Below are 20,775 nucleotides of genomic sequence, written 5' to 3' on the forward strand. Positions count from 1 at the left end.
GGTCAGCTTAGCGACCTAATGGGTGTTTGATATGACAGCGGGCCAAGCTAACCCTGTCATTTATACACATAAAATCAACATTAACACCAACATCAATTAACGCAAAGACACCAGTAGCCCGAAAGTTGTAGCGACAGCGGACTTTTGTCTGGTTGTTTTTTACGCCCAGCGGAGTAAGGTGGATAGTTAGTAAAAAGTACACGTGGAATGAGGATATGAGTATTGTTTTAACAACCCAGTGTCGTGATGATGTGGGATTGATCGCCAAGGTTACCGGGCTATGTTACGAGCACAACCTGAACATTGTGCGCAACAATGAATTTGTGGACAAAGCAGGCGAGCGCTTTTTTATGCGCACAGAGCTGACCGGTAATGTCGGTGAGCAGTTTTTACCGCAGCTACGCAATGTTTTGCCAGACGGTGCGCAAGTGCATTTACATGGCAATGAAAAAACCAAAGTGGTGCTGCTTGCCACCAAAGAAGCCCACTGCCTGGGTGGCATGCTGCTAAAACAATACGAAAATGCCTTTAACGTTGAAATTCAGGCGGTGGTAGCCAACTACGATACGCTAAAACCGCTGGTAGAAGGCTTTGGTGTACCCTTTCATCTGGTATCACACCAGGGGCTGACACGTGAACAGCATGACGATGCCATGGCTCAGGTTATTGAGCAATACCAGCCCGATTTTATCGGCCTGGCCAAATATATGCGGGTGCTCAGCCCACAGTTTGTTGCCCGTTTTAGCAATCAGATCATTAATATTCACCACTCGTTTTTGCCCGCCTTTATTGGGGCAAAACCCTACCACCAGGCGTTTGAGCGCGGGGTAAAAATCATTGGTGCTACGGCACACTTCGTCAACGACGAATTAGACGAGGGCCCGATCATTATGCAGGACGTCACTCAGGTGAGTCATGCCGATAGCGCCGAGGCCATGGCGAAAATGGGTCGGGATATTGAAAAAGTGGTGTTCTGCAAAGCCATTCAACTGGCCGCGGAACATAAGCTGTTTATTAATGGCAATAAAACCGTGGTATTTGCCTAGCGCAATAACAAAAACGCCAGCATCTTCGTGCTGGCGCTCTTCTTGTCACAACATGACTGTTAACTCTGGCTGTCGAGGGGTTCCAGTTGCAGCTTAGCGGCAATCAATACCGCCTGAGTGCGGTTGTAGACCCCCAGTTTACGGAATATCGCCGTAATATGTGCCTTAACCGTGGCCTCTGAGATATTCAGCTCATAGGCAATTTGCTTGTTGAGCAGTCCTTCGTGCAAATATTGCAACACCTTGTATTGTTGTGGTGTCAGTGACGCAATTTGCTGCGCCAGCTGCTTGTCTTCTCCGTCGAGTTCAGCAATCTGATCTTTAAGGCTGGCTGGCAACCAGGCATCTCCCTCAAGCACCTGATTGAGTGCCTCGACAATCTCCTTTGATGAAGACGCCTTAGGAATAAAGCCCATGGCCCCATAGCCCATCACTTTAGAGATCACATTGAGGTCTTCACTGCCCGAGACCACTACTATGGGCAAACTCGGATAATCCTCTCGAATGCGGATCAGGCCGTATAAATCGCCATTGCCCGGCATATGTAAATCCAACAACAGCAGATCCAGCTCGTCCTGTTCGGATAATTGTTGCAAGGTTTGCTCAAAGTTTTCAGATTCAAAGATCTCCAACCCGTCAAACTGGTTTTGCAGTGCCCCTTTTAATGCTTCGCGAAACAAGGGGTGATCGTCCGCAATTAAAAACTGGTTCATGCTTGGCTCCTAAAAAATCGGCTGTCATCTCGACAGCCGATATAGTAGGTCAATATTTTGTCATAATTCAAGCGATTAACGCTCAATTAACGGTTTAGTCTGTTTTCGATCAATTCATCGACCACACTTGGGTCCGCTAAAGTCGAGGTATCACCCAGTTGCTGATACTCATTAGCAGCAATTTTACGCAAAATACGGCGCATGATCTTACCCGAACGCGTCTTCGGCAGACCTGGTGACCATTGGATCATATCCGGTGAAGCAATTGGGCTGAGCTCTTTACGTACCCAGTTACGCACTTCTTTGGTCAACTCGTCTGTGACTGCAACGCCTTCGTTCGGCGTCACGTACACATAAATGCCCTGACCTTTAATATCGTGCGGATAACCCACTACAGCGGCCTCTGCAACGGCTTCGTGTGCTACCAGTGCGCTTTCAATCTCAGCGGTACCTAAACGGTGCCCCGAGACATTCAGCACATCATCCACACGACCCGTGATCCAGTAATAACCATCTTCATCACGACGACACCCGTCACCGGTAAAGTACACGCCCGGATAGGCTGAGAAGTATGTCTGTTCAAAGCGCTCGTGATCACCATAAACCGTACGTGCCTGAGATGGCCAGCTATCGAGGATCACCAGATTACCTTCAGCTGCACCCTCAAGCGTGTTGCCCTCTGCGTCGAACAAGGCCGGTGCAATACCAAAGAAAGGACGGGTCGCCGAGCCCGGTTTCATGTCCGTCGCCCCCGGCAATGGCGTGATCATGATGCCGCCGGTTTCAGTCTGCCACCAGGTATCTACGATAGGGCACTGGCTGTTACCAATCTTCTCGTAATACCAGCCCCACGCTTCCGGGTTGATTGGCTCACCGACCGAGCCCATGATCCGCAAGCTGGTGCGCTTCGAGCTGGCTACTGGCTCATCGCCTTTGGCCATCAGGGCACGGATAGCTGTCGGGGCAGTATATAAAATAGTGACATTGTGTTTATCCACCACTTCACCGATGCGACCGGAGCTTGGGTAAGTCGGGATCCCTTCAAAAATCACCTGAGTACAACCATTCACCAGCGGGCCATAGGCCATGTAGCTGTGACCGGTGATCCAACCCACATCAGCGGTACACCAGTAAACATCATCGGCTTTGACATCAAAGACATACTCGTGCGTCATGGAGGAATACACCAGATAACCGCCAGTGGTATGTACGACCCCTTTTGGTTGGCCGGTTGAGCCAGACGTGTAAAGGATAAACAAAGGATCTTCGGCGTTCATCGGCTCTGGTTCACACTCACTGGCGACATCCGCCACCAGCTCATGCCACCAGACATCGTGTGCCTGCCATTCTACTTCACCACCGGTGAGCTGATGCACAATCACATGCTCAATGCTGACGCCATCCTGACTGACCGCCTCATCGACATTAGCTTTGAGAGGCACACAGTTACCGCCGCGACGGCCTTCATCAGAGGTGATCACCACTTTGGCGCCTGAGTCTTTGATCCGATCCGCAATGGCTGACGGTGAAAAGCCACCAAACACAACTGAGTGCACGGCACCGATACGGGCGCACGCCTGCATGGCGTAGATCGCCTGAGGGGTCATTGGCATATAGATGGCAACACGGTCACCTTTTTTAACGCCCAATTTTTTCAGGCCATTGGCTAGTTTAGCCACTTCATCGTGCAGCTTCTGGAAGCTGATATGCTCGCTTTGTGTTGGGTCGTCACCTTCCCAGATCAGCGCGACTTTGTCTGCGTTGTCTTTGAGGTGGCGGTCAATACAGTTATAAGAGGCGTTAAGTACACCGTCTTCATACCATTTAATACTGATATGGCCTTTGTCAAACGAGGTGTTTTTTACTTTGCTGTAGGGGGTAAACCAGTCAAGGCGCTTACCGTGCTCTGCCCAGAATGCCTGAGGATCGTCAATGGATTGTTGGTATAATTTTGTATATTGATCGTTATCTACCAGCGCTGCACTCCTGATGGCTTCAGGAACCGGATAAATGCTCTGTGACATAGTCATCTCCATGTTGATTTTTGGCCAGACGGCGATGCACCAAGGATCGCCCACTCTTTTTATATTAAGTATTAGACCTTAGTTGTACTTGCACCTGTATTGCAAACATAGTAGACAATCCGGGCACTGCTGCGGGTCTGCGACGTGCAATCTGCCGTGCTTTTTTGTGCTATTCCACCTTAGTCGTATAGACCAAAGGTTAATTGAGTAAAAAGCCGCCATCAACAACATTGAGGGGTAAGAGGCACTTTCGCTGATCTCACCCGGGGTTTGTCTGCACAACCCGGAGCAATGCAAACAGGAATTTAACTATGACAACAGCAAGAAAAAATCATTTAACGCTCAGCGCCCTGGCCGTGCAAAGTGCACTACTCAGCGGCCTGCTTATATCCAGTGTGAACGCCGCTGAGCTGGGCAGCACCGAAGTAAAATATGGTGGATACATTAAACTGGATGCCATCTGGAGCGACTTTTCTGATGGCAGCTTGCCCTCACAGCATATCGGTCGGGATTTCTATGTGCCAGGCACCACCCCGGTAAGTGGCGGTGAGCCCAAAGATGCAGTGTTTGATATGCACGCGCGTCAGTCCCGCTTCAACCTTGCCACGGATACTAAACTGGATGATGGCAGCAGTATTAAAACCAAAATCGAGCTGGACTTTATCGCCTCAACGGGTGGTAACGAGCGCGTGACCAACTCTTATTCACCCAGGATCCGCCAGGCCTATGTCACCTATAAAGGCTGGCTGTTTGGTCAGGCCTGGTCTAACTTCCAGAATGTTAGCGCACTGCCAGAAACACTCGACTTTGTTGGCCCGGCAGATGGTACTGTGTTCGTGCGCCAGGCCATGGCCAAGTACACCATAGGCAACTGGTCTTTCTCTGCAGAAAACCCGGAAAGCACCGTTACCTCGGAAGGTGGCGCGCGCGTTGTCACCGATGATGCCACTATGCCCGACTTTACCGCCCGTTATACCTATAAAGCGGACTGGGGTCACTTGGTGGTTGCGGCGTTAGGCCGCGAGCTAACCTATAAAGTTGCAACGGCAGATGAGAGCGAAACCTCATTTGGGCTAAGTGCGTCTGGTCGGGTGAATTTTGGTGATAATAACCTGAAGTTTATGCTGACCCAGGGTCAGGGACTGGGCCGCTATGTCGGCCTCAATGCGGCCCATGGCGCTGTCTATGACGGCAAAGACCTGCATGCGATTGATTCGACTTCAGGCTTTGTTGCCTACCAGCACTACTGGAACTCACTGTGGCGCTCAACCTTCCTGTATTCATTCTTCTCGGCTGATAACGACAAAAACTTACTCGGCGTCACAGTCGACCCTACCGAATCAACGACCAGTTATAGTGCCAATATTCTCTACTCTCCGGTGAAAAAGCTCACCTTCGGTGCGGAATATAAGATTGCGAAGCGCGAAACAGAAAGCGGTGCAGAAGGCGATCTGGACCGGCTCCAGCTCTCCGTGAAATATGTTTTTTAAGCTCCCTAAGCAAAAAGCCCGCATCTGCGGGCTTTTTTGTCTCAACGGTGTCCGGCACACTTATAACGTGGCTTTACGCTCGTTGTAATATTCAATCAGCTTATCGACCGCTTCCTGACAGTATTCACGCACGCCCGCAACCACCATATGCTTCTCACCCTGGCCAACGCGCTCATCACCATGGAAAAGATTAAAGCGCAGTACGATTTTGCCACGCTTGCCCTCAAAGGAAAACTCAGGCTCAGCCGGCTTAAGTGTGACCGACTCTATGTCTAACCTGTCCAGGTGGATAGACATGGACTCGTAGATCACCATGGGGCGCGCCGGGTTAATCATCACATCTTGCTTAGCCATCAGCGGAATGATCACATGTGGAAACGTGGTGCCAGAGAATTCGACATAGTTGCGGATCAGGCTGTTGGTCAGGCTGTCACACTGCTTGCGCTCACCGCTGCGTTTTACCGACAGCATCACTTTGTCATCGGAGGTGATATCAAAGGCATCGCTCATAGGTGGAAAATGCAAGCGGCTGGTTTCATCGACCATGCCCACAAAGTCAAAGTGCATATTCTCACTCACACCATAGCGTTCCAGAACCAATGAGAACAGCAAGTCGCCCGGTACACAGAATTTCTTGGCATCCACGTCGTGCAAAGGGTTAAAGTCATCCGCCACCTGTTTAGCGAACTGGCTGGCCTGCTCGCGGCTAATTGCCACGTTATCCATTTCTTGCTGGTAATAAGGAGTTAGCATAATTCACTTCTGTATTGCTTTAAAACCGCGCTATGTTAGCAGAATTATGACCAACAGAGGTCATATCTGTTTAAGTTTCCTTAAAATGACGTGTTAATCTGTTAAAAGTTTAGCAATTGCAGCAACTTAACAGACTCAAAATAAAGCCATTAGCGGCTCATAGCCCCACGTAAACAAAAGTATTGCACTGAGTACAACAAAAATACCATAGGCGATCAGCCCGCTACGCATAGCAGGCGCAGATGACACAGGCTCTGCTGTGTTGCCCGTCAGCAATGGCTTAACCAGGTTTTTGCCTCTCAGCCGATAAATGACAATGGCACTAATATGCACAGCAATCGCAATCAGCAGAATATCGATATTGGTATGGTGTATATCACCCGCAAGCTCGGCCCAGCTGTAAGGCACATGCGCCACCAGCGGCCCTTCAACCAAAATATCGTCGGTGGTAAACAAACCGGAGACAAGTTGCACGATGATCAGCACAAAGAAAGCCAGCACCATCAGGCTGCCTGCCGGGTTATGACCCACATAGGTCGCGGTCGATTTAAATGAAGCCAGAATCGCTTTGGGTGAGTGGAATAAGCTACTGAGCTTTGCCGTCTGACTGCCGATGATACCCCAGATAAGACGCGTCGCCATCAGCGCCAGTAACAGATAGCCAGTTACAAAGTGCACTTCCAGCCAGCCTTCTTCGCCGCTGAAGTACAACACCGCGATACCGATAACCAGTAACCAGTGAAAGCCCCGTATGAATCCGTCCCAAACTTTTGTTGCCATACTATTTACCCCGAGTGATTTTGCTTTAGACCAGCGCAGGGTATCACAGGCGGGTGAAATACGTGAAGACAGGGCGGTGATTTACGCTCACCGCCCCAAACAGTGAGATTAGACTTACAAACACGCCGCCAAAATAGCGCGTGATTTAGCCAGGTCGACCTGCTGATGTTCACCCAGGGCAACCATGCCGTGACGTTCAAGCTGTGCCACGATTTTATCGGCTGCATCTGCGCCTACACCATAGTCACTGAGGCGGGTTTTCATGCCCAGAGACTGGAAGAAAGCTTCGGTTTTCTCAATGGCCAGATCAATGGCCTGCTCTTCATCGCTGATATCCAGCCCCATGACACGCTCGGCGTATTGCAGCAGTTTGCCACGCTTGGCATCACGCTGCTCGTGCATCATACGTGGTAATACAACCGCCAGCGTCTGCGCGTGATCTAAGCCGTAAACCGCAGTCAGCTCATGGCCAATCATATGCGTCCCCCAGTCCTGCGGCACGCCAGAGCCGATCAGGCCATTAAGCGCCATAGTTGCTGACCACATTACATTGGCACGGACTTTATAATCCACTTGCTCAGAGAACAACTTAGGTCCTTCTTCCATCAAAGTCAGCAACAGGCCTTCGGCAAAACGGTCTTGTACTTTTGCATCAATGGGATAAGTCAGGTATTGCTCCATGACATGAACAAACGGGTCGACCACGCCATTGATAAGCTGGCGCTCAGGCAGTGAGGCCATGACCTGAGGATCCAATACCGCAAACTTAGGCTGCACCTTAGGCGACGCAAATGGCAGTTTGTCATTGGTTTCTTTGTTCGAGACCACACTGAAGCTGTTCGACTCCGAGCCAGTTGCAGGCAGGGTTAATACCACTCCCAAGTCCAGAGCAGATTTAATTTCAGCGCCTTTGGCAAGAATATCCCACGGCTCACCGTCAAACTCGGCTGCCGCCGCGATAAACTTACTGCCATCAATGACCGAGCCGCCACCCACAGCCAGTAAGTAGGTGTAGCCTTCCTGGCGGATCAGCTCCACCGCCTGCATGCAGGTCTGATAGCTGGGATTTGGCTCAATGCCACTGAACTCGCCCCAGTTGTGGTTGGCCAGTGCCTCACTCACCTGTTGGTAAATCCCGTTACTTTTAATACTGCCGCCGCCATAGATGACTAACACTTTGGCATCCGCTGGAATACTGTCGGACATTGCCCCAATCTGACCTTCTCCGAATAGGATCTGCGTTGGATTGTGAAAACTGAAATTCAACATGCTCTGTTCCTGTTAATTTGTGACTCGATATAAAACGACCTTCAGTCTAGCCTGCCTGCGGGTGAGGATCATTAGTTAGCTGGCAAATTAATTTTGCTATACAGCAACAATGCAAATATTATATTGCCATTACTTGCACTGGAGAGATAAAAATGTGGCAGGGTCTGGATATCTTTCTCGCCGTTGTAGAACATGGCAGCTTTAGTAAAGCCGCGCTGGCGCTGGATGTATCAACCTCTCATGTCAGTCGTCAGATCCAGCAGCTGGAACAACGACTGGGTACCTTATTACTGCAACGCACAACACGCAGTATTAACCTTACCGATGCGGGCAAGCACTATGCCGCCAGGCTCAAGCTGATCCAGCAGGAGCTTAGCGAGGCCAACGATCAGCTGCTCGGTGGCCAGCAGATCCCCAAAGGGCACATACGTATTACCGGTGCCGGAGATTTTGTGGCCAACAGCGTTGCCCCGGTGATAGCAGAGTTTTGCCTTCAATATCCGGAAGTCACCGTAGAAATTGATTTTAATAACCGCAATGTCGATTTGGTTGAGGATGGCTTTGATCTGGCCATTCGCTTTGGCCGAATGCGCGACTCTAGCCTGATAGCCCGAAAACTCACCCCCAGACCCATGACTTTGGTTGCCAGCCCCAGCTATCTCAATCAACACACGGCGCCCACACACCCTCACGAGCTGAGTCAGCACAACTGCCTGCTGGCTGCCAATAACCGCTGGCGCTTTGCCATCGACGATAACATTGAGGAAGTGAAAGTCAGCGGGAACTGGCGGACCAATCACCCGCACGCGCTGTTACAGGCCTGCCTGCAAGGTCTTGGCATTTCACACCTGGCGCGTGACATTGTTGAACCGCATCTTGCTTCGGGCGCGCTGCTCACTTTGCTGGACGAGTTCCAGGTCACAGATAATGCCTCCTGGCTGGTTTATCCGCGTAAAGATCTGATGCCGTACCGTGTACGCTTACTCATTGATTTTTTGTTAGATCGTTTTAATACGCCGACCGACTAGCAAGTACCTGACTGAATAAAACTTGATCTCTTTGCTTGATTACACTAAATTATGTCGTACGCGATATAATCATGAGAGATTTAAAATGACCAAACTATACGAGTTCAGCGCCAATACACTGCAAGGACAACCCTTTGAGTTTAGCAGCCTGCAGGGCAAGGTGGTGCTGGTGGTGAATACTGCCAGTCAGTGCGGGCTGACGCCGCAGTACGAAGGGCTTCAGGCACTGCATGAGCAATATGCAGAGCAGGGCCTGACCATCATTGGTTTTCCCTGCAACCAGTTTGGCCAGCAGGAGCCAGGCAGTGCCAGCGAGATCCAACAGGGCTGCCTGATCAACTACGGAGTTGATTTTCAGATGATGGAAAAAATTGAAGTCAATGGCGACAATGCCCACCCACTGTATGCCTATCTAAAAGACGCCCTGCCCGGCTTATTTGGCAACAAAATTAAGTGGAACTTTACTAAGTTCCTGCTGAGTAAAGACGGTCAGCCACTGGCGCGCTATGCACCAACCACAAAACCTGAGAAAATAAGCAAAGATATTGAAAAAGCATTAAGTGCGTAAGATGAAAGAGCAGCCCACGCAATTGCGCCTGGACAACCAGTTATGTTTTAGCCTGTATGCCGCGTCACGTCAGGTCACCCGGCTCTATCAGCCGCTGTTGAAGGCCCATGGCCTGACCTATCCGCAGTACATTGTCCTGATGATCTTGTGGCAACAGGACGGGTTATTAGTAGGAGAGATAGGCAAGCGAGCACAGCTGAACAGCAACACGCTCACGCCACTGCTCAAACGACTGGCACAACAGGATTTAGTGACACGGGTACGCTCCGAGCGTGATGAACGTCAGTGTCATATTTATCTGACTGATGCAGGTAAAGCACTGGAGGCCGCCTGTAGCTGTATTCCCCAGCAAATGCTGGCACAAACCAATATGCCAGTGGCAGATCTGCAACAGCTTAAGGCACTGCTGGATACCTTTTTAAGTAGCCAGCTCAGTGATAATTAGGCAATAAAAAAGGCTGAACCTGAGTTCAGCCTTTTTTCATGTGTTTCATTCAACCCCGACGTTGCGAGGTTAATGATACCCAGGCGTGCATTACCCGATGCTGGGGTACTCGCGGTATGCTTTTTCGAGCTTCTTCGCTTGCTTCTTAGACACACCCAGGTGGTTCAGTGCCACACGTAAACGTGCACGCGACAAGTCTGAGCCCAGGATCTCCATCGCATCAACCACCGAGGTCGATGAGGTTTTGCCAGTAATAGCCACGAAGATTGGCTCCAGGAAGTCTTTGATCTTCAGTTCGTGGAAAGTCGCAACCGACTTAGCCACCGCGAAGACCTCACTCTTGTTCCACTGACGTAGCTTATCCAGCTCCCAGATGAAGAATTGCAGCGCCTGACGCACCGTTTCTTCTTCCGCTTTACCAGCAGTCAGTAGCGCAGGATCATACTCTGGAATACCACCCACAAAGTGACCTGCCAGACCGACCAGATCAGACAAAGTATTGATACGCGTTTTTGCTTCAGGCAGTACACGCGCCAGCATCTGGCCATTGAGTTTCCAGTCAACGAAACGCTCAATCAGCTGCTCATCGCTTAAGTCTTCACGGATCCACAGGCCATTCAGCCAGCTTAGCTTATCGATATCAAATACCGGTCCACCCAGTGACACGCGCTTCATATCGAAGTGTTCAATCATCTCAGCCAGGGTGAACTTTTCACGCTCGTCCGGCATTGACCAGCCCATACGGCCCAGGTAGTTCAGTACCGCTTCAGGCAGATAACCCATTTCTTTGTAGTAGTTAATAGAAGTTGGGTTCTTACGCTTAGACAGCTTAGACTTATCCGGGTTACGCAGTAGTGGCAAATGGCCTAGTACCGGCGCCTGCCAGCCAAAGTCTTCGTACAGCTTCAGCAGCTTAGGCGCTGAGTTGATCCACTCTTCACCACGGAAGATATGGCTGATCTGCATGTGGTGATCGTCAACGACGTTGGCCAGGAAGTAAGTTGGGAAGCCATCTGCTTTGAGTAGTACCTGCATATCGACATTTTCCCACGGGATCTCAATCTCACCGCGCAGGTAGTCGTTAAACTTAAAGCTGCCTTCTTCTGGGATCATCATGCGGATCACGTACGGCTTACCTGCATCCAGGTTTGCCTGAATTTCTTCCTGGCTCAGCTTCAGACCGCGACCATCGTACTTAGGGCGTAACCCTTCGGCCATTTGCTGCTCGCGCATTTCGTCCAGCTCTTGCGCCGTTGCGAAGCAGTAGAACGCCTTACCTTCTTCAACCAGTTGGTGAGCATATTTTTTATATAAATCGCTACGCTCAGACTGACGGTAAGGGCCGAATTCACCGCCCACATCCGGTCCGTGATCCCACTCAAGACCCAACCAGCGCAAGCTGTCCATAATCGCCTGCTCTGATTCCGGGGTACTTCTTTGCTGATCGGTATCTTCGATACGCAGCACGAATTCACCGCCTTGCTGCTTGGCAAAACAGTAGTTGAATAACGCAATATAGGCCGTGCCTAAGTGGGGATCGCCCGTCGGTGACGGGGCAACACGCGTACGGATAGTCATGTTTTTTCTCTTAAATTGTGTCTAGTGAGGTCATGGGGCTAATGCTAGCATAGCCCCTTGTGCGGGCAAACTATTGCAACACAGTTTACCGGGTGTGGTGATTAAGCAGCCTGTTCAAGCTTTTGTAAATACGCCACAATGTCGTTCGATTCATACAACCAGGTCACCTGGTTTTGCTCTTCAATGCGAAGGCAAGGCACCTTTATTTTACCGCCCTGCTCTTGCAGCTCCTGGCGATATACCTGATTATTCATCGCATCACGGGTTTCCAGTTTCAACCCCTCGCGCTTAGCCGCGCGGCGTACCTTGACGCAAAACGGGCAGCCCTTGAACTGATACAGCTTCAGTTTAGCGGTTTGCGCATCCAACTTTGCCTGCGCGTCTGCCGGGCGTTTTTTACTGCGCGGGGTAAAGATAAAATCAAACACTAAGATCAGGCTGCCAAGCAGCATACGGATTAATTTCATTGTCATACTCCAGGTTTCTTGTGGCGCGTAGAATACCACAATCTGGCCGAAAAATTGGCCCCCGGTGACTTAAAAAAGTTCGATGTCTGAGGTCATGACCTGAGGCGTAGCAAGTCCTAGCGTACAATAGAAAACAACCCGATTGCGACCATGTTGTTTGGCATGGTATAGCGCGGTATCCGCCTGGTTGACTAATTCCGACACTTGCATAACATCCGTGACCTCGGTATAGCCACCACTGAGCGTAATGTTACCCACCTGAGGAAATGCCACCTGACTTATTACCTTGCGGACCCGGTCCAACAGTGATTGCGCTTCCTCGTCGCTATGCGCTTGAAACAAAACCGCAAACTCCTCACCACCATAACGAAAAACATAGTCTTCGGCGCGAAAGTTGTCTTTCAGGTGCTGGGCAGTCAATAAAATCACTTCGTCTCCGATGACATGACCAAAGGAGTCATTCACCCGCTTAAAGTGGTCGATATCGAACAGCGCCAGATACCAGCCGCGCAGATCCGGCTCCTCCCGCGGTTGCAAAAAGCCCTGGCCGGAGGCAATTTCAAGCACCTTTTCATCAAAGGTTTGCCGGTTCAGCAGCTGCGATAAGGGATCAATACGGGCCAGTACCAGGGTATGTAACTGATGGAAAAAAACATGCATCAGATGAGCGGCCAGATTGCAGTTCGCCGGGGTTAATGCCTCGTAGATCCACAGTAACCCAATGACCTGATCGTCAAGTCGCAGCGGAATACAGGTATAGGATTTGCTGATCAATGCAGGCTTGCCTCTGCACTGATGGGCTTTTTCCAGCATCTCATCTAATGGTAAAGCCTGGTCCACATGTTGCTGATAGACCAGCTTAAGCGCCTCTTTGCGTGATAAACTGGGGCGAATAAAAAAGCTGAGTGCCACCTCTGGCAGCAGCGATGTCAGGATATGACAAAACTGCTGATATAAAGCGCGCTCTTCTTTGAGCTGCACTAAGCTGATGGTGTATTCGTGTCCGCAGGTGGATTTAGTCACATGGTTGCCCGGTGATCAGATTCACTCTAAAGATTAGCGTTTATTTACCAGCTTTCAATAATTGCCCACACGGACACTTGCTAAGCTGCAAACACAAGCAGCGGGCAACGCGTTAAACAGAGCCCGCATAGACATCCAGCAACACCAAGTCGTCACGATGTACCACAACGTTTGAGGCCGGATAACCCAGCACCAGCGGGATTTCACTGCTGTGCAGCCGCTTGATCTGATCCATTTCCCGATGATCAAAAGCGACCAGCCCCTTAGCAACCAGCTGGTCGTCCAGGTCGCGGATTTCAATGACATCGCCTCGTGCAAACTCTCCTCCCATCGCAACAATGCCTTTGGCCAGCAGGCTTGCGCCCTGATGACTGATGGCTGCAACAGCGCCGATGTCACATTGCACAAAGCCTGCCGATTTAGGACCCGACAACAACCATTTTTTACGCCCCTCAAGCGGTGCATCAAAACGCACAAAGGTGGTACTTTGCGCCGTGCCCGCCATCACTTGCTCTATTACCTGTGGCTCGGCGCCTTTAGCAATGATGGTCTCAATCCCCGCACGCTGTGCCGTACGCGCGGCCTCAAGCTTAGTATACATGCCACCTGTGCCCAGCTTACTGCCTGCTCCCCCCGCCAACGCCATCAGTGACTGATCAATTTGCTCTACTTCTGAGATAAGCGTCGCGGTCGGGTTGCTGCGCGGATCGGCAGTAAATAAACCAGGCTGATCGGTCAACAACAGCAGCTTATCGGCATTGGCCAGAATAGCCACCAGCGATGACAGGTTGTCGTTGTCGCCGACTTTGATTTCCGAAGTGGCAACCGCATCGTTTTCGTTAACGATGGGGATCACCTGATGTTTTAACAGCTGAGTAATGGTATCGCGCGCATTGAGATAGCGTCCTCTGTCTTCGACATCGGCACGGGTTAACAGCAGCTGTGCCACCGGCTGGTCGTAAAGTGCAAACAGCGATTGCCACAGATGGATCAATTGCCCCTGACCTATGGCTGCAAGCATCTGCTTCTCTGCAATGGAAACACCCACGCTGTGCTCAACGGCATCTCTGCCTGCCGCAACTGCGCCACTGGAGACCAGCACTGGCTGGTAGCCTTGCTGCTTGAGTGTCATACACTGGGTCACAATGTCGATCATACGCGGCTTGTTTAGCTTATCCGTACCTGCGGTTAAGACGCTGGTGCCGAGCTTGATCACGATTACCTTAGTTTTTTTCATTCCTCATTCCCTCACTGTACAAATGACAGGCATTGGGCTTTGTTATATCACGAAGGTGCAGGCAAAAAAATGGCAGGCTAAAAAAGGGGCTGGATCAAAGAAACACCGACAATGGCTTGCGTTGTGGAGATAACTCGTTTAAAAAGCCTGTGACGAAACGCACTGTACAGGCAAAAACCATGAGCAAACCCAATAAAGAACTGAAAATGCTACCTTTACTCTTTGTCAGTATCGCCTTATGCATTGGTGGGCACTTTATTTTGCAGCCCAATTATCAGGACAGCCACATTGCAGAATATGCCTTAGCGGCGCTCCCTTTTCTGATGTTTGCCATCGTCATTATCGCCATCCGGATCGCAATTAAGGCCGATAAAGAAGAATAACCTTCTTTGCAGCGCTTTACAGTTTGTGATAGCCAAACCACTGCGGTGCCAGTGACTGTGACTGGCCACTGGGTGTCAGACGCACATAATGCTGCCCGTCAATCAAATCTATCGCCATACAATCATCCACAGCATACAAGTCATCTTTGTGGGGTAAGTCCACTCCAGGCAACAAGGTGTCCAGCGCCCGCGCTTTGGCGACCTGGGCGGTAGGGGCGACGAACAAACCAAATGCGTGCTGCTCCGCCAGGCTGTCATGTCGGTATCCACCCAGATTAACAAAATACAGATTGGGTTGTTGCGCAGGCGGCTCACTGACCAGCTCCACCTGGAAGCCATCAATATGCTCAAGTGCAACATAGCTGTCCATATGCACCTTGTCCTTATCACCAACCCATTGTTGTTTAAGCGCGCTAAACGTATCTTCAATGCGCTCGCCAACCACAAAACGAATGTCATGCATTTCAATGTGGCAGCCGCTCAGGCGACCTCCCAGATAAACCATAAATAACTGCATTATTGACCCTATAAAATGAACATTCTCCCGATTATGGTATAACAGCGCTTTTTCTGTCTCAGTTCAATGTCTTTTTCGGGCAAAATGCGGTATTGGTTGCTAAATAAAATACCACAAGGAAATTCCTGTCATGATCCGGTTTATTTATCTGGCGCTGATTTTGTTCAGTGGGATCAGCAAGGCTCAGTTCACTCTGATACACAACGTCAACGGTTACAGCCCTACCCGGGGTGGAGAGGTTAAGTCTTTTTCGACCCTGGTCATCAAAGATGGCAAAGTCGTCAAAACGGGCGATAAACAACTCGCTACGCAATACCCCAAAGCCCAAAGGTTCGACGGCCAGGGAAAGACCTTATTACCCGGACTGATTGACGCCCATGGCCATATTATTGGGCTGGGTAATAATTTATCCCGGCTCGATATCCGTGAAGCCAACTCAGTGGAACAAGTTGGCCAACAGCTTGTCGCCTTTAGCGAGCAGAACCCAAAAGGCTGGCTTTTGGGACGCGGCTGGGATCAAACACGCTGGACGCCGAACGACTTTCCTACCGCTGCCGACCTGGATAAGTATGTCAAAGACCGGCCCGTGGTGCTGACCCGGGTCGATGGCCATGCTATCTGGGTAAATAGCATGGCTATGGAGTTGGCGGGCATTAATACACAAACAACGTCTCCGGCCGGAGGTGAGATCCTGCGTCACCCGTCCGGCAATCCAAGCGGTGTTTTTATCGATAAAGCAGAAAGCCTGGTTAAAAAACACATTCCTCCGACCTCGACGGCACACCTTAATCAGGCCCTTAACAAAGCAGGTGAACACTTACTGAGCTTAGGCATCACCAGTGCCCATGACGCCGGGATTGATAAACAAACCTGGAAACTCTATCAGAGCCGGGCACAAAAGCAGACTTTACCGCTGCGCATTTATGCCATGCTCAGTGCCGCAGATCCGCAATTGGACAGTATGCTGCAAGCAGGCGTCTACAAAGACAAACGCGACATGCTGTCTATTCGCAGTGTAAAAATTTACGCAGATGGTGCATTGGGGAGCCGTGGTGCTGCATTGCTTAAAGACTACAAAGACCGCCAGGGCTATCGGGGCTTAATGCTGGAGCAACCACAGCACCTTGAACAGCTCATAGCACAAGCCGTAAAGCATGGCTTCAGCGCGCATACGCATGCCATCGGTGATCGCGCCAACAGGTTAGTACTAGATAGTTATGAAAAAGTATTTAAAACCACTGGCGGTAAGTTGCTGAGAAACAGAATAGAACATGCCCAGATTGTTGAACCAGAAGACATCCCAAGATTTAAAACCCTGGATATCATACCCTCGATGCAACCCGTACACGCCACCTCAGATATGCATATGGCACAGCAAAGACTGACTGACGAGCAACTCAGGGGGGCTTACGCCTGGCAAACCTTTTTACAACAGGGCAGTAAAGTGGCGGCAGGATCAGATTTCCCGGTGGAGCTGGCCAATCCATTTCACGGTTTACACGCTGCTATTACACGCATGAACGCCCAGCAACAACCTCAGCAGGGTTGGCGTAACCACGAAAGACTGACACGCACACAGGCTTTGCAAGCGTTCACCCTGGACGCAGCCTATGCAGCCTTTCAGGAGTTTAAATTAGGGAGTCTGGAACAAGGGAAATGGGCAGACTTCATTCTGCTTGATAAGGATTATTTTAAAGTACCGGAGCAGGAAATTCGGGATATTCAGGTCAAACAAACCTGGATAGCGGGCCAACTGCGGTATGCGCAAGACTAGCCAGGATTAGATCTGTGCTGGATTGCGCGACAAGGAACGTCACGCAATGTGCGCTTTTTACGAAGCTGAGTTATTGTCTGCGCGGTGCAGTTTAGCTAAATGATAAATATTCACCAGCGCAAGTAAGCCGTTGGTCAATGCCACGGGCCAGGCGGTGATCATCACACCATAAATAGTAAAGCAAATACAGCCTGCAAGGTTGAACCAGCGCAGCTTGACCACGTTGGACATCATCAGAGAAACGACTAAAAAGGCAGACGCAATGTAACCTAAAAGTTCCCAAGTCATTTGTTCTCTCCTCGCAGTTGAGTTAGCATTATTCAGTGTAGACGCCAAAAGTCGAAATGCGGGGTAATAGCAACCGTCTGTTTGGCGTTATCTTGCATCTTAGCAAGTGACACAGAATAAAAAGGCTAACTCACTAAACCCCACAGAAATTAGGACCTGAAATAAGCTCTAACACGGGAACGGGGGTGAAAAGCACTTAGCCTCTCAATCGGGTGAGTTAGCGTGAAACCGATAAGTGTCATGCTATCTTCATAACAAATTAATAAATAGGACAATTGTCCGAAGAGCCATCCAGATGTTTCAATATCATTTTTCAACCACTTTGGTGGAACAACTGCTCAGTTTTGCAGGAAACAGTTTTCAGCACACAAAAAAAGAAGTGCTCATTCATCAGGATGAACCGCTCACAAAGCTGATCCTGGTGAGAAGTGGTACTGTGTCTTTTAGCTATGACGTGGGCAATGGCCGCCGCTTGCTGTTAGGTCAGCTGGACTGTAACAACACCCTAATCGGTGAAATAGAAGCACTGAATAACCAACCCTGTATTTATACGGTCACTTGCCTGAATGATGTACAATATAACCTGATAGAACTAAAGCATTGGCGACAACTACTCCTTGCTCAACCTGAGCTAAGCCTGTACACCGCTCAGACCATCGCAGCAAAGTTTACCGAAAATCAGAAAATCAACCTCGACAAGCTATTGTTGCCGCTGAGCTATAATATCGCAAAAGACTGCTTACTCAGGGCAGAGAATAACCACCCGGCCCTACTCAGAGCTTATTCGACAGTGAGTGCAGAAGCTGAGCGTTTTGCTACGACTGAGCGCGCTTACCGTCGCGTGGTCAGCGAGCTTGTTGAAAAAGGGTTAATCGTTAGAACATCAGATGGTCTGAAGCCCGTAGACATGGCTAAATTACAGGCATTCATCGATGCATTTGCACAAATATAGTTATGTATTATTGTCGGGAAAAATGAATTATTAACACATTCGATGTGATAACCTAAAAGTACATCAGTAGGTTATTATTTTATGTGAAATTTTGGATAAAGATCGAGCAGTTCACTTGACGAAAAATTAATGTGGGCTTATCCTCTAAACACTAATTTGCGTGCGGGGCAAGGCTCTCTTACATCTGCAAAGCATTAGTGACTACTCTCAGTTTACTTGGATTTAAAGGAAAAGGTAAAAATCATGGGAAACAAACAATTCAAACTAACTAAACTTGCCCTTGCGTTGGGTGTTACAGTTAGTTTAGCAGGCTGTTTTAGCGACAATGACAATAACGTTGATATCAAAGAGCCACCGACAGATAAAACAATTGCCGTTTTACCTGGTGATCTCGTTGTTGAAAAGCAAGCAGGCTCATTTTCAATCGTAGTAACAGATTCTGCAGGCCAACCGCTAAGCGAAGAAGTTAACGCCACTATCAACTTCACAAGCAACGCCGCAAGCGTTCTAAACACTGCGGGCGGAGCATTGACGGTAGAAGACAGAGCAGCAACAGGCGGTTCATTTGCATTCACAGTAAATGCAATTCCAGCTGACGGTCTATCCTTTGATTACGTCATCACAGCTGACGGCTTCCTTTCGAACTCAGGTACCGTTGAACTGTCGAGCACAGACACCGACGTTGCGGATCAGGTTCGCTTAACAGCACGTACCCTTGAGCAAGCGGACGGTGCAGCACCTATCATTGCGACTACAAGCACACTTGCCGCACTTGCAGGCGATGGCGTAACAACGTCTTACACTGCAGACGGTGGCCTGGCACTTGAAGGCGCGGACAGCATTACTTTGACCAAAGATCTTGATGCTGCTAAGAACACTAACAAAGCAGCCGGTGGTGTATCGGTTACTTTGGATAACGGCACAAAGTTCCGTGACAAAGACAATCAACCGCTTCAATCAGTACCTACTCTGACTGTAGCTTACTTCGGTAACGAAGCAACTCGTTCAACTTCTGAAGAAGACACTGTCGCTGCGCAAGACTCTTCACTTGACGCTTTCCCTGGCGGTCTTGGCCTAACAGTCGCTGAAGATGAAACGACTAACCGTGAAGGTTCATTCGCGACCGGTGGTTTCGTTGCAATCGAGCTGATTGACGAAAACAACAACAAAGTTGACAACTTCGATGGTGGTAGTATCAAAGTTGCAATGAAGATTGATAAGAACACGTCAAACACCTGTCAAATGAAGTTTACAGGCGATGCATCTGATGCAGCGGCAGTAAAAGCAGCAGCTGAAGATACCGACACCGGCATGTTTAAAAACGGTGTTTGTACTAAAACCGTAGCACCAGAAAAAATTGAAGTGAACGATATCTTCCCAGTTTGGAGCTACGACGAAGATGCTGGTAAGTGGTCTTTCGAAAGCTATGGTGTAGTTAAGGCAGATGCAGACGCTAATGCAACTACACACAACGTTGCAGTATCTGTTAACCACTTATCTTACTGGAACCTGGACTTCTTCACTTACATCATCGGTGCTGATAAGTGTGATAATCGTCGTTTAAGCTTTGACATCAAAGATTCAAACGGCAATGACAGCCAGGTATATGCAGATGTACTGGTTGAAGCTAACAGCTACCGTCTATTGATTGGTGCATACAACCGTACCAACCTTGCAAAAGGTACTTTCAGAAACCCACCTTCATTCCCAGTTAAACTGAAAATGATGAAAGACGGTGTAAACATTCTGGATGGTGCTACTCTGGCTGACAATACAACTATTGGTCTTAATGATAACAATGCGGCAACAGGTGTACAATTCACAGACCTGTGTGACCTGGATGGTGGTACCTTGCAGCTGACTACAGCGCCTCAGGCTAACATTGTTAAGCCGCTAACGCCTCAGTTTGTATGTGCAAGCAATACTGCAGACGAGCAGCCAACACCAATCTCTACACCAACAATTGCTCAATTGTTCCGTGGTGGTCGCTTCGTGAAGACCTTCTACCCTACAGGTCAGTTTGAAGTAAGCCTTGAGGGTGGCGATTCGGCGGCCTACACCGTTCGTTACAAGAACCCGAACAACAACACTTGGTTCACTCAGGCGATTGAAGCTAACACAACAGCTGCAACGCTTGATATTCCAGTTACTTGTACTGTTCAGAGCGTAACAGGTACTGGTGGTAGCTAATTACTAGAGTAAACTGAATTAAAGCCGCGTTTACGCGGCTTTTTTATTGCCCCCAGCTTCTGACTCGGCATCCGCTTCATACCATTTTGATACCAATTTGCTTAATTAAGTGTGCTATTTTGAGGCGAGAAAAGAGGGCCGAAACCCAAGCAAAAATTTGCGAACTCATACCTTAGGTAAAGGTTCTAAATGAGAAACTTTTAATGCTCTTAGCGTCATATTTGCCCCGCCAAATTGAACAGACATTAAG

The 20,775-nt window shown here is 49.4% G+C and carries 20 protein-coding genes; 9 read left to right on the plus strand and 11 right to left on the minus strand.

The window, feature by feature from the left end; all coding sequences use genetic code 11:
- Nucleotides 1-215: 215 nt before the first annotated feature.
- Nucleotides 216-1,046, plus strand: a complete 831-nt coding sequence (gene purU / locus TW77_RS11040) for a formyltetrahydrofolate deformylase (protein ID WP_046005034.1) — start codon at nucleotides 216-218, stop codon at nucleotides 1,044-1,046.
- A 59-nt stretch (nucleotides 1,047-1,105) separates the two neighbouring features.
- Here the strand turns inward: purU and TW77_RS11045 are convergent, their stop codons facing one another.
- Both TW77_RS11045 and acs read right to left on the minus strand, forming a co-directional pair.
- Nucleotides 1,106-1,759, minus strand: coding sequence for a response regulator transcription factor (locus TW77_RS11045; RefSeq protein WP_046005035.1), 654 nt, complete (start codon nucleotides 1,757-1,759; stop codon nucleotides 1,106-1,108).
- A gap of 86 nt (nucleotides 1,760-1,845) precedes the next feature.
- Complete coding sequence (gene acs, locus TW77_RS11050) at nucleotides 1,846-3,783, minus strand: acetate--CoA ligase (protein ID WP_046005036.1); 1,938 nt, start codon at nucleotides 3,781-3,783, stop codon at nucleotides 1,846-1,848.
- Between the two features lie 311 nt (nucleotides 3,784-4,094).
- Between acs and TW77_RS11055 the strand changes: the two genes are divergently transcribed.
- Nucleotides 4,095-5,273 (plus strand): DcaP family trimeric outer membrane transporter, encoded by a 1,179-nt coding sequence (locus TW77_RS11055; protein WP_046005037.1) that lies wholly within the window; start codon nucleotides 4,095-4,097, stop codon nucleotides 5,271-5,273.
- Nucleotides 5,274-5,333: 60 nt separating this feature from the next.
- Here the strand turns inward: TW77_RS11055 and TW77_RS11060 are convergent, their stop codons facing one another.
- From TW77_RS11060 to TW77_RS11070, 3 genes are all read right to left on the minus strand, one after another.
- A complete protein-coding gene (locus TW77_RS11060; RefSeq protein ID WP_046005038.1) occupies nucleotides 5,334-6,026 on the minus strand; it encodes a DUF3581 family protein in 693 nt (230 codons plus the stop codon).
- Between the two features lie 135 nt (nucleotides 6,027-6,161).
- Nucleotides 6,162-6,806 carry a cytochrome b/b6 domain-containing protein gene (locus tag TW77_RS11065; protein WP_046005039.1) on the minus strand — a complete coding sequence of 215 codons (645 nt, stop codon included), beginning with the start codon at nucleotides 6,804-6,806 and terminating at the stop codon, nucleotides 6,162-6,164.
- 114 nt (nucleotides 6,807-6,920) lie between these two features.
- Entirely contained in the window at nucleotides 6,921-8,075 is a 1,155-nt protein-coding gene (locus tag TW77_RS11070; protein ID WP_046005040.1) for an iron-containing alcohol dehydrogenase, read from the minus strand.
- Nucleotides 8,076-8,227: 152 nt separating this feature from the next.
- Between TW77_RS11070 and TW77_RS11075 the strand changes: the two genes are divergently transcribed.
- The 3 genes from TW77_RS11075 (at nucleotide 8,228) to TW77_RS11085 (ending at nucleotide 10,116) form a co-directional block, all read left to right on the plus strand.
- Entirely contained in the window at nucleotides 8,228-9,103 is an 876-nt protein-coding gene (locus tag TW77_RS11075; protein ID WP_052713149.1) for a LysR family transcriptional regulator, read from the plus strand.
- A gap of 85 nt (nucleotides 9,104-9,188) precedes the next feature.
- Nucleotides 9,189-9,671: a glutathione peroxidase gene (locus tag TW77_RS11080; RefSeq protein WP_046005042.1), complete on the plus strand. Its 483-nt coding sequence runs from the start codon at nucleotides 9,189-9,191 to the stop codon at nucleotides 9,669-9,671.
- Between the two features lies 1 nt (nucleotide 9,672).
- Complete coding sequence (locus TW77_RS11085) at nucleotides 9,673-10,116, plus strand: MarR family winged helix-turn-helix transcriptional regulator (RefSeq protein ID WP_046005043.1); 444 nt, start codon at nucleotides 9,673-9,675, stop codon at nucleotides 10,114-10,116.
- A 90-nt stretch (nucleotides 10,117-10,206) separates the two neighbouring features.
- Here TW77_RS11085 and gltX read toward each other — a convergent pair whose 3' ends face one another.
- The 4 genes from gltX to proB all read right to left on the minus strand — a co-directional run bounded on the left by gltX (nucleotide 10,207) and on the right by proB (nucleotide 14,421).
- A complete protein-coding gene (gltX, locus tag TW77_RS11090) occupies nucleotides 10,207-11,694 on the minus strand; it encodes a glutamate--tRNA ligase (protein ID WP_046005044.1) in 1,488 nt (495 codons plus the stop codon).
- Between the two features lie 101 nt (nucleotides 11,695-11,795).
- Entirely contained in the window at nucleotides 11,796-12,161 is a 366-nt protein-coding gene (locus TW77_RS11095; RefSeq protein WP_046005045.1) for a glutaredoxin family protein, read from the minus strand.
- A 69-nt stretch (nucleotides 12,162-12,230) separates the two neighbouring features.
- Nucleotides 12,231-13,184 (minus strand): GGDEF domain-containing protein, encoded by a 954-nt coding sequence (locus tag TW77_RS11100; protein ID WP_046005046.1) that lies wholly within the window; start codon nucleotides 13,182-13,184, stop codon nucleotides 12,231-12,233.
- Between the two features lie 112 nt (nucleotides 13,185-13,296).
- Nucleotides 13,297-14,421, minus strand: a complete 1,125-nt coding sequence (gene proB / locus TW77_RS11105; protein ID WP_046005047.1) for a glutamate 5-kinase — start codon at nucleotides 14,419-14,421, stop codon at nucleotides 13,297-13,299.
- 179 nt (nucleotides 14,422-14,600) lie between these two features.
- Between proB and TW77_RS11110 the strand changes: the two genes are divergently transcribed.
- The gene (locus TW77_RS11110; RefSeq protein ID WP_010383207.1) at nucleotides 14,601-14,804 is read left to right on the plus strand and encodes a hypothetical protein; all 204 of its coding nucleotides are present in this window, start codon (nucleotides 14,601-14,603) and stop codon (nucleotides 14,802-14,804) included.
- 16 nt (nucleotides 14,805-14,820) lie between these two features.
- Here TW77_RS11110 and TW77_RS11115 read toward each other — a convergent pair whose 3' ends face one another.
- On the minus strand, nucleotides 14,821-15,321 hold the full coding sequence (locus tag TW77_RS11115; protein WP_046005048.1) for a DUF1543 domain-containing protein: 501 nt from the start codon (nucleotides 15,319-15,321) through the stop codon (nucleotides 14,821-14,823).
- 130 nt (nucleotides 15,322-15,451) lie between these two features.
- Here TW77_RS11115 and TW77_RS11120 point away from each other — a divergent pair, with 130 nt between their 5' ends.
- Nucleotides 15,452-17,095 (plus strand): amidohydrolase, encoded by a 1,644-nt coding sequence (locus TW77_RS11120; RefSeq protein WP_205623865.1) that lies wholly within the window; start codon nucleotides 15,452-15,454, stop codon nucleotides 17,093-17,095.
- 57 nt (nucleotides 17,096-17,152) lie between these two features.
- On the opposite strand, the gene TW77_RS11125 is transcribed toward TW77_RS11120, so the two are convergent.
- Complete coding sequence (locus TW77_RS11125) at nucleotides 17,153-17,383, minus strand: YgjV family protein (protein WP_046005049.1); 231 nt, start codon at nucleotides 17,381-17,383, stop codon at nucleotides 17,153-17,155.
- 295 nt (nucleotides 17,384-17,678) lie between these two features.
- Here TW77_RS11125 and TW77_RS11130 point away from each other — a divergent pair, with 295 nt between their 5' ends.
- The gene (locus TW77_RS11130; RefSeq protein WP_046005050.1) at nucleotides 17,679-18,335 is read left to right on the plus strand and encodes a Crp/Fnr family transcriptional regulator; all 657 of its coding nucleotides are present in this window, start codon (nucleotides 17,679-17,681) and stop codon (nucleotides 18,333-18,335) included.
- A 243-nt stretch (nucleotides 18,336-18,578) separates the two neighbouring features.
- Nucleotides 18,579-20,525 (plus strand): hypothetical protein, encoded by a 1,947-nt coding sequence (locus TW77_RS11135; RefSeq protein WP_046005051.1) that lies wholly within the window; start codon nucleotides 18,579-18,581, stop codon nucleotides 20,523-20,525.
- The last annotated feature ends 250 nt before the right edge of the window (nucleotides 20,526-20,775 follow it).

The organism is Pseudoalteromonas rubra (assembly GCF_000967655.1).
Classification (GTDB): domain Bacteria; phylum Pseudomonadota; class Gammaproteobacteria; order Enterobacterales; family Alteromonadaceae; genus Pseudoalteromonas; species Pseudoalteromonas rubra_A.

Bases quoted from the DNA above. Each gene is read 5' to 3' on its own strand.
- purU (WP_046005034.1), top strand. From the start codon at position 216: ATGAGTATTGTTTTAACAACCCAGTGTCGTGATGATGTGGGATTGATC.
- TW77_RS11045 (WP_046005035.1), bottom strand. From the start codon at position 1,759: ATGAACCAGTTTTTAATTGCGGACGATCACCCCTTGTTTCGCGAAGCA.
- acs (WP_046005036.1), bottom strand. From the start codon at position 3,783: ATGTCACAGAGCATTTATCCGGTTCCTGAAGCCATCAGGAGTGCAGCG.
- TW77_RS11055 (WP_046005037.1), top strand. From the start codon at position 4,095: ATGACAACAGCAAGAAAAAATCATTTAACGCTCAGCGCCCTGGCCGTG.
- TW77_RS11060 (WP_046005038.1), bottom strand. From the start codon at position 6,026: ATGCTAACTCCTTATTACCAGCAAGAAATGGATAACGTGGCAATTAGC.
- TW77_RS11065 (WP_046005039.1), bottom strand. From the start codon at position 6,806: ATGGCAACAAAAGTTTGGGACGGATTCATACGGGGCTTTCACTGGTTA.
- TW77_RS11070 (WP_046005040.1), bottom strand. From the start codon at position 8,075: ATGTTGAATTTCAGTTTTCACAATCCAACGCAGATCCTATTCGGAGAA.
- TW77_RS11075 (WP_052713149.1), top strand. From the start codon at position 8,228: ATGTGGCAGGGTCTGGATATCTTTCTCGCCGTTGTAGAACATGGCAGC.
- TW77_RS11080 (WP_046005042.1), top strand. From the start codon at position 9,189: ATGACCAAACTATACGAGTTCAGCGCCAATACACTGCAAGGACAACCC.
- TW77_RS11085 (WP_046005043.1), top strand. From the start codon at position 9,673: ATGAAAGAGCAGCCCACGCAATTGCGCCTGGACAACCAGTTATGTTTT.
- gltX (WP_046005044.1), bottom strand. From the start codon at position 11,694: ATGACTATCCGTACGCGTGTTGCCCCGTCACCGACGGGCGATCCCCAC.
- TW77_RS11095 (WP_046005045.1), bottom strand. From the start codon at position 12,161: ATGAAATTAATCCGTATGCTGCTTGGCAGCCTGATCTTAGTGTTTGAT.
- proB (WP_046005047.1), bottom strand. From the start codon at position 14,421: ATGAAAAAAACTAAGGTAATCGTGATCAAGCTCGGCACCAGCGTCTTA.
- TW77_RS11110 (WP_010383207.1), top strand. From the start codon at position 14,601: ATGAGCAAACCCAATAAAGAACTGAAAATGCTACCTTTACTCTTTGTC.
- TW77_RS11115 (WP_046005048.1), bottom strand. From the start codon at position 15,321: ATGCAGTTATTTATGGTTTATCTGGGAGGTCGCCTGAGCGGCTGCCAC.
- TW77_RS11120 (WP_205623865.1), top strand. From the start codon at position 15,452: ATGATCCGGTTTATTTATCTGGCGCTGATTTTGTTCAGTGGGATCAGC.
- TW77_RS11125 (WP_046005049.1), bottom strand. From the start codon at position 17,383: ATGACTTGGGAACTTTTAGGTTACATTGCGTCTGCCTTTTTAGTCGTT.
- TW77_RS11130 (WP_046005050.1), top strand. From the start codon at position 17,679: ATGTTTCAATATCATTTTTCAACCACTTTGGTGGAACAACTGCTCAGT.
- TW77_RS11135 (WP_046005051.1), top strand. From the start codon at position 18,579: ATGGGAAACAAACAATTCAAACTAACTAAACTTGCCCTTGCGTTGGGT.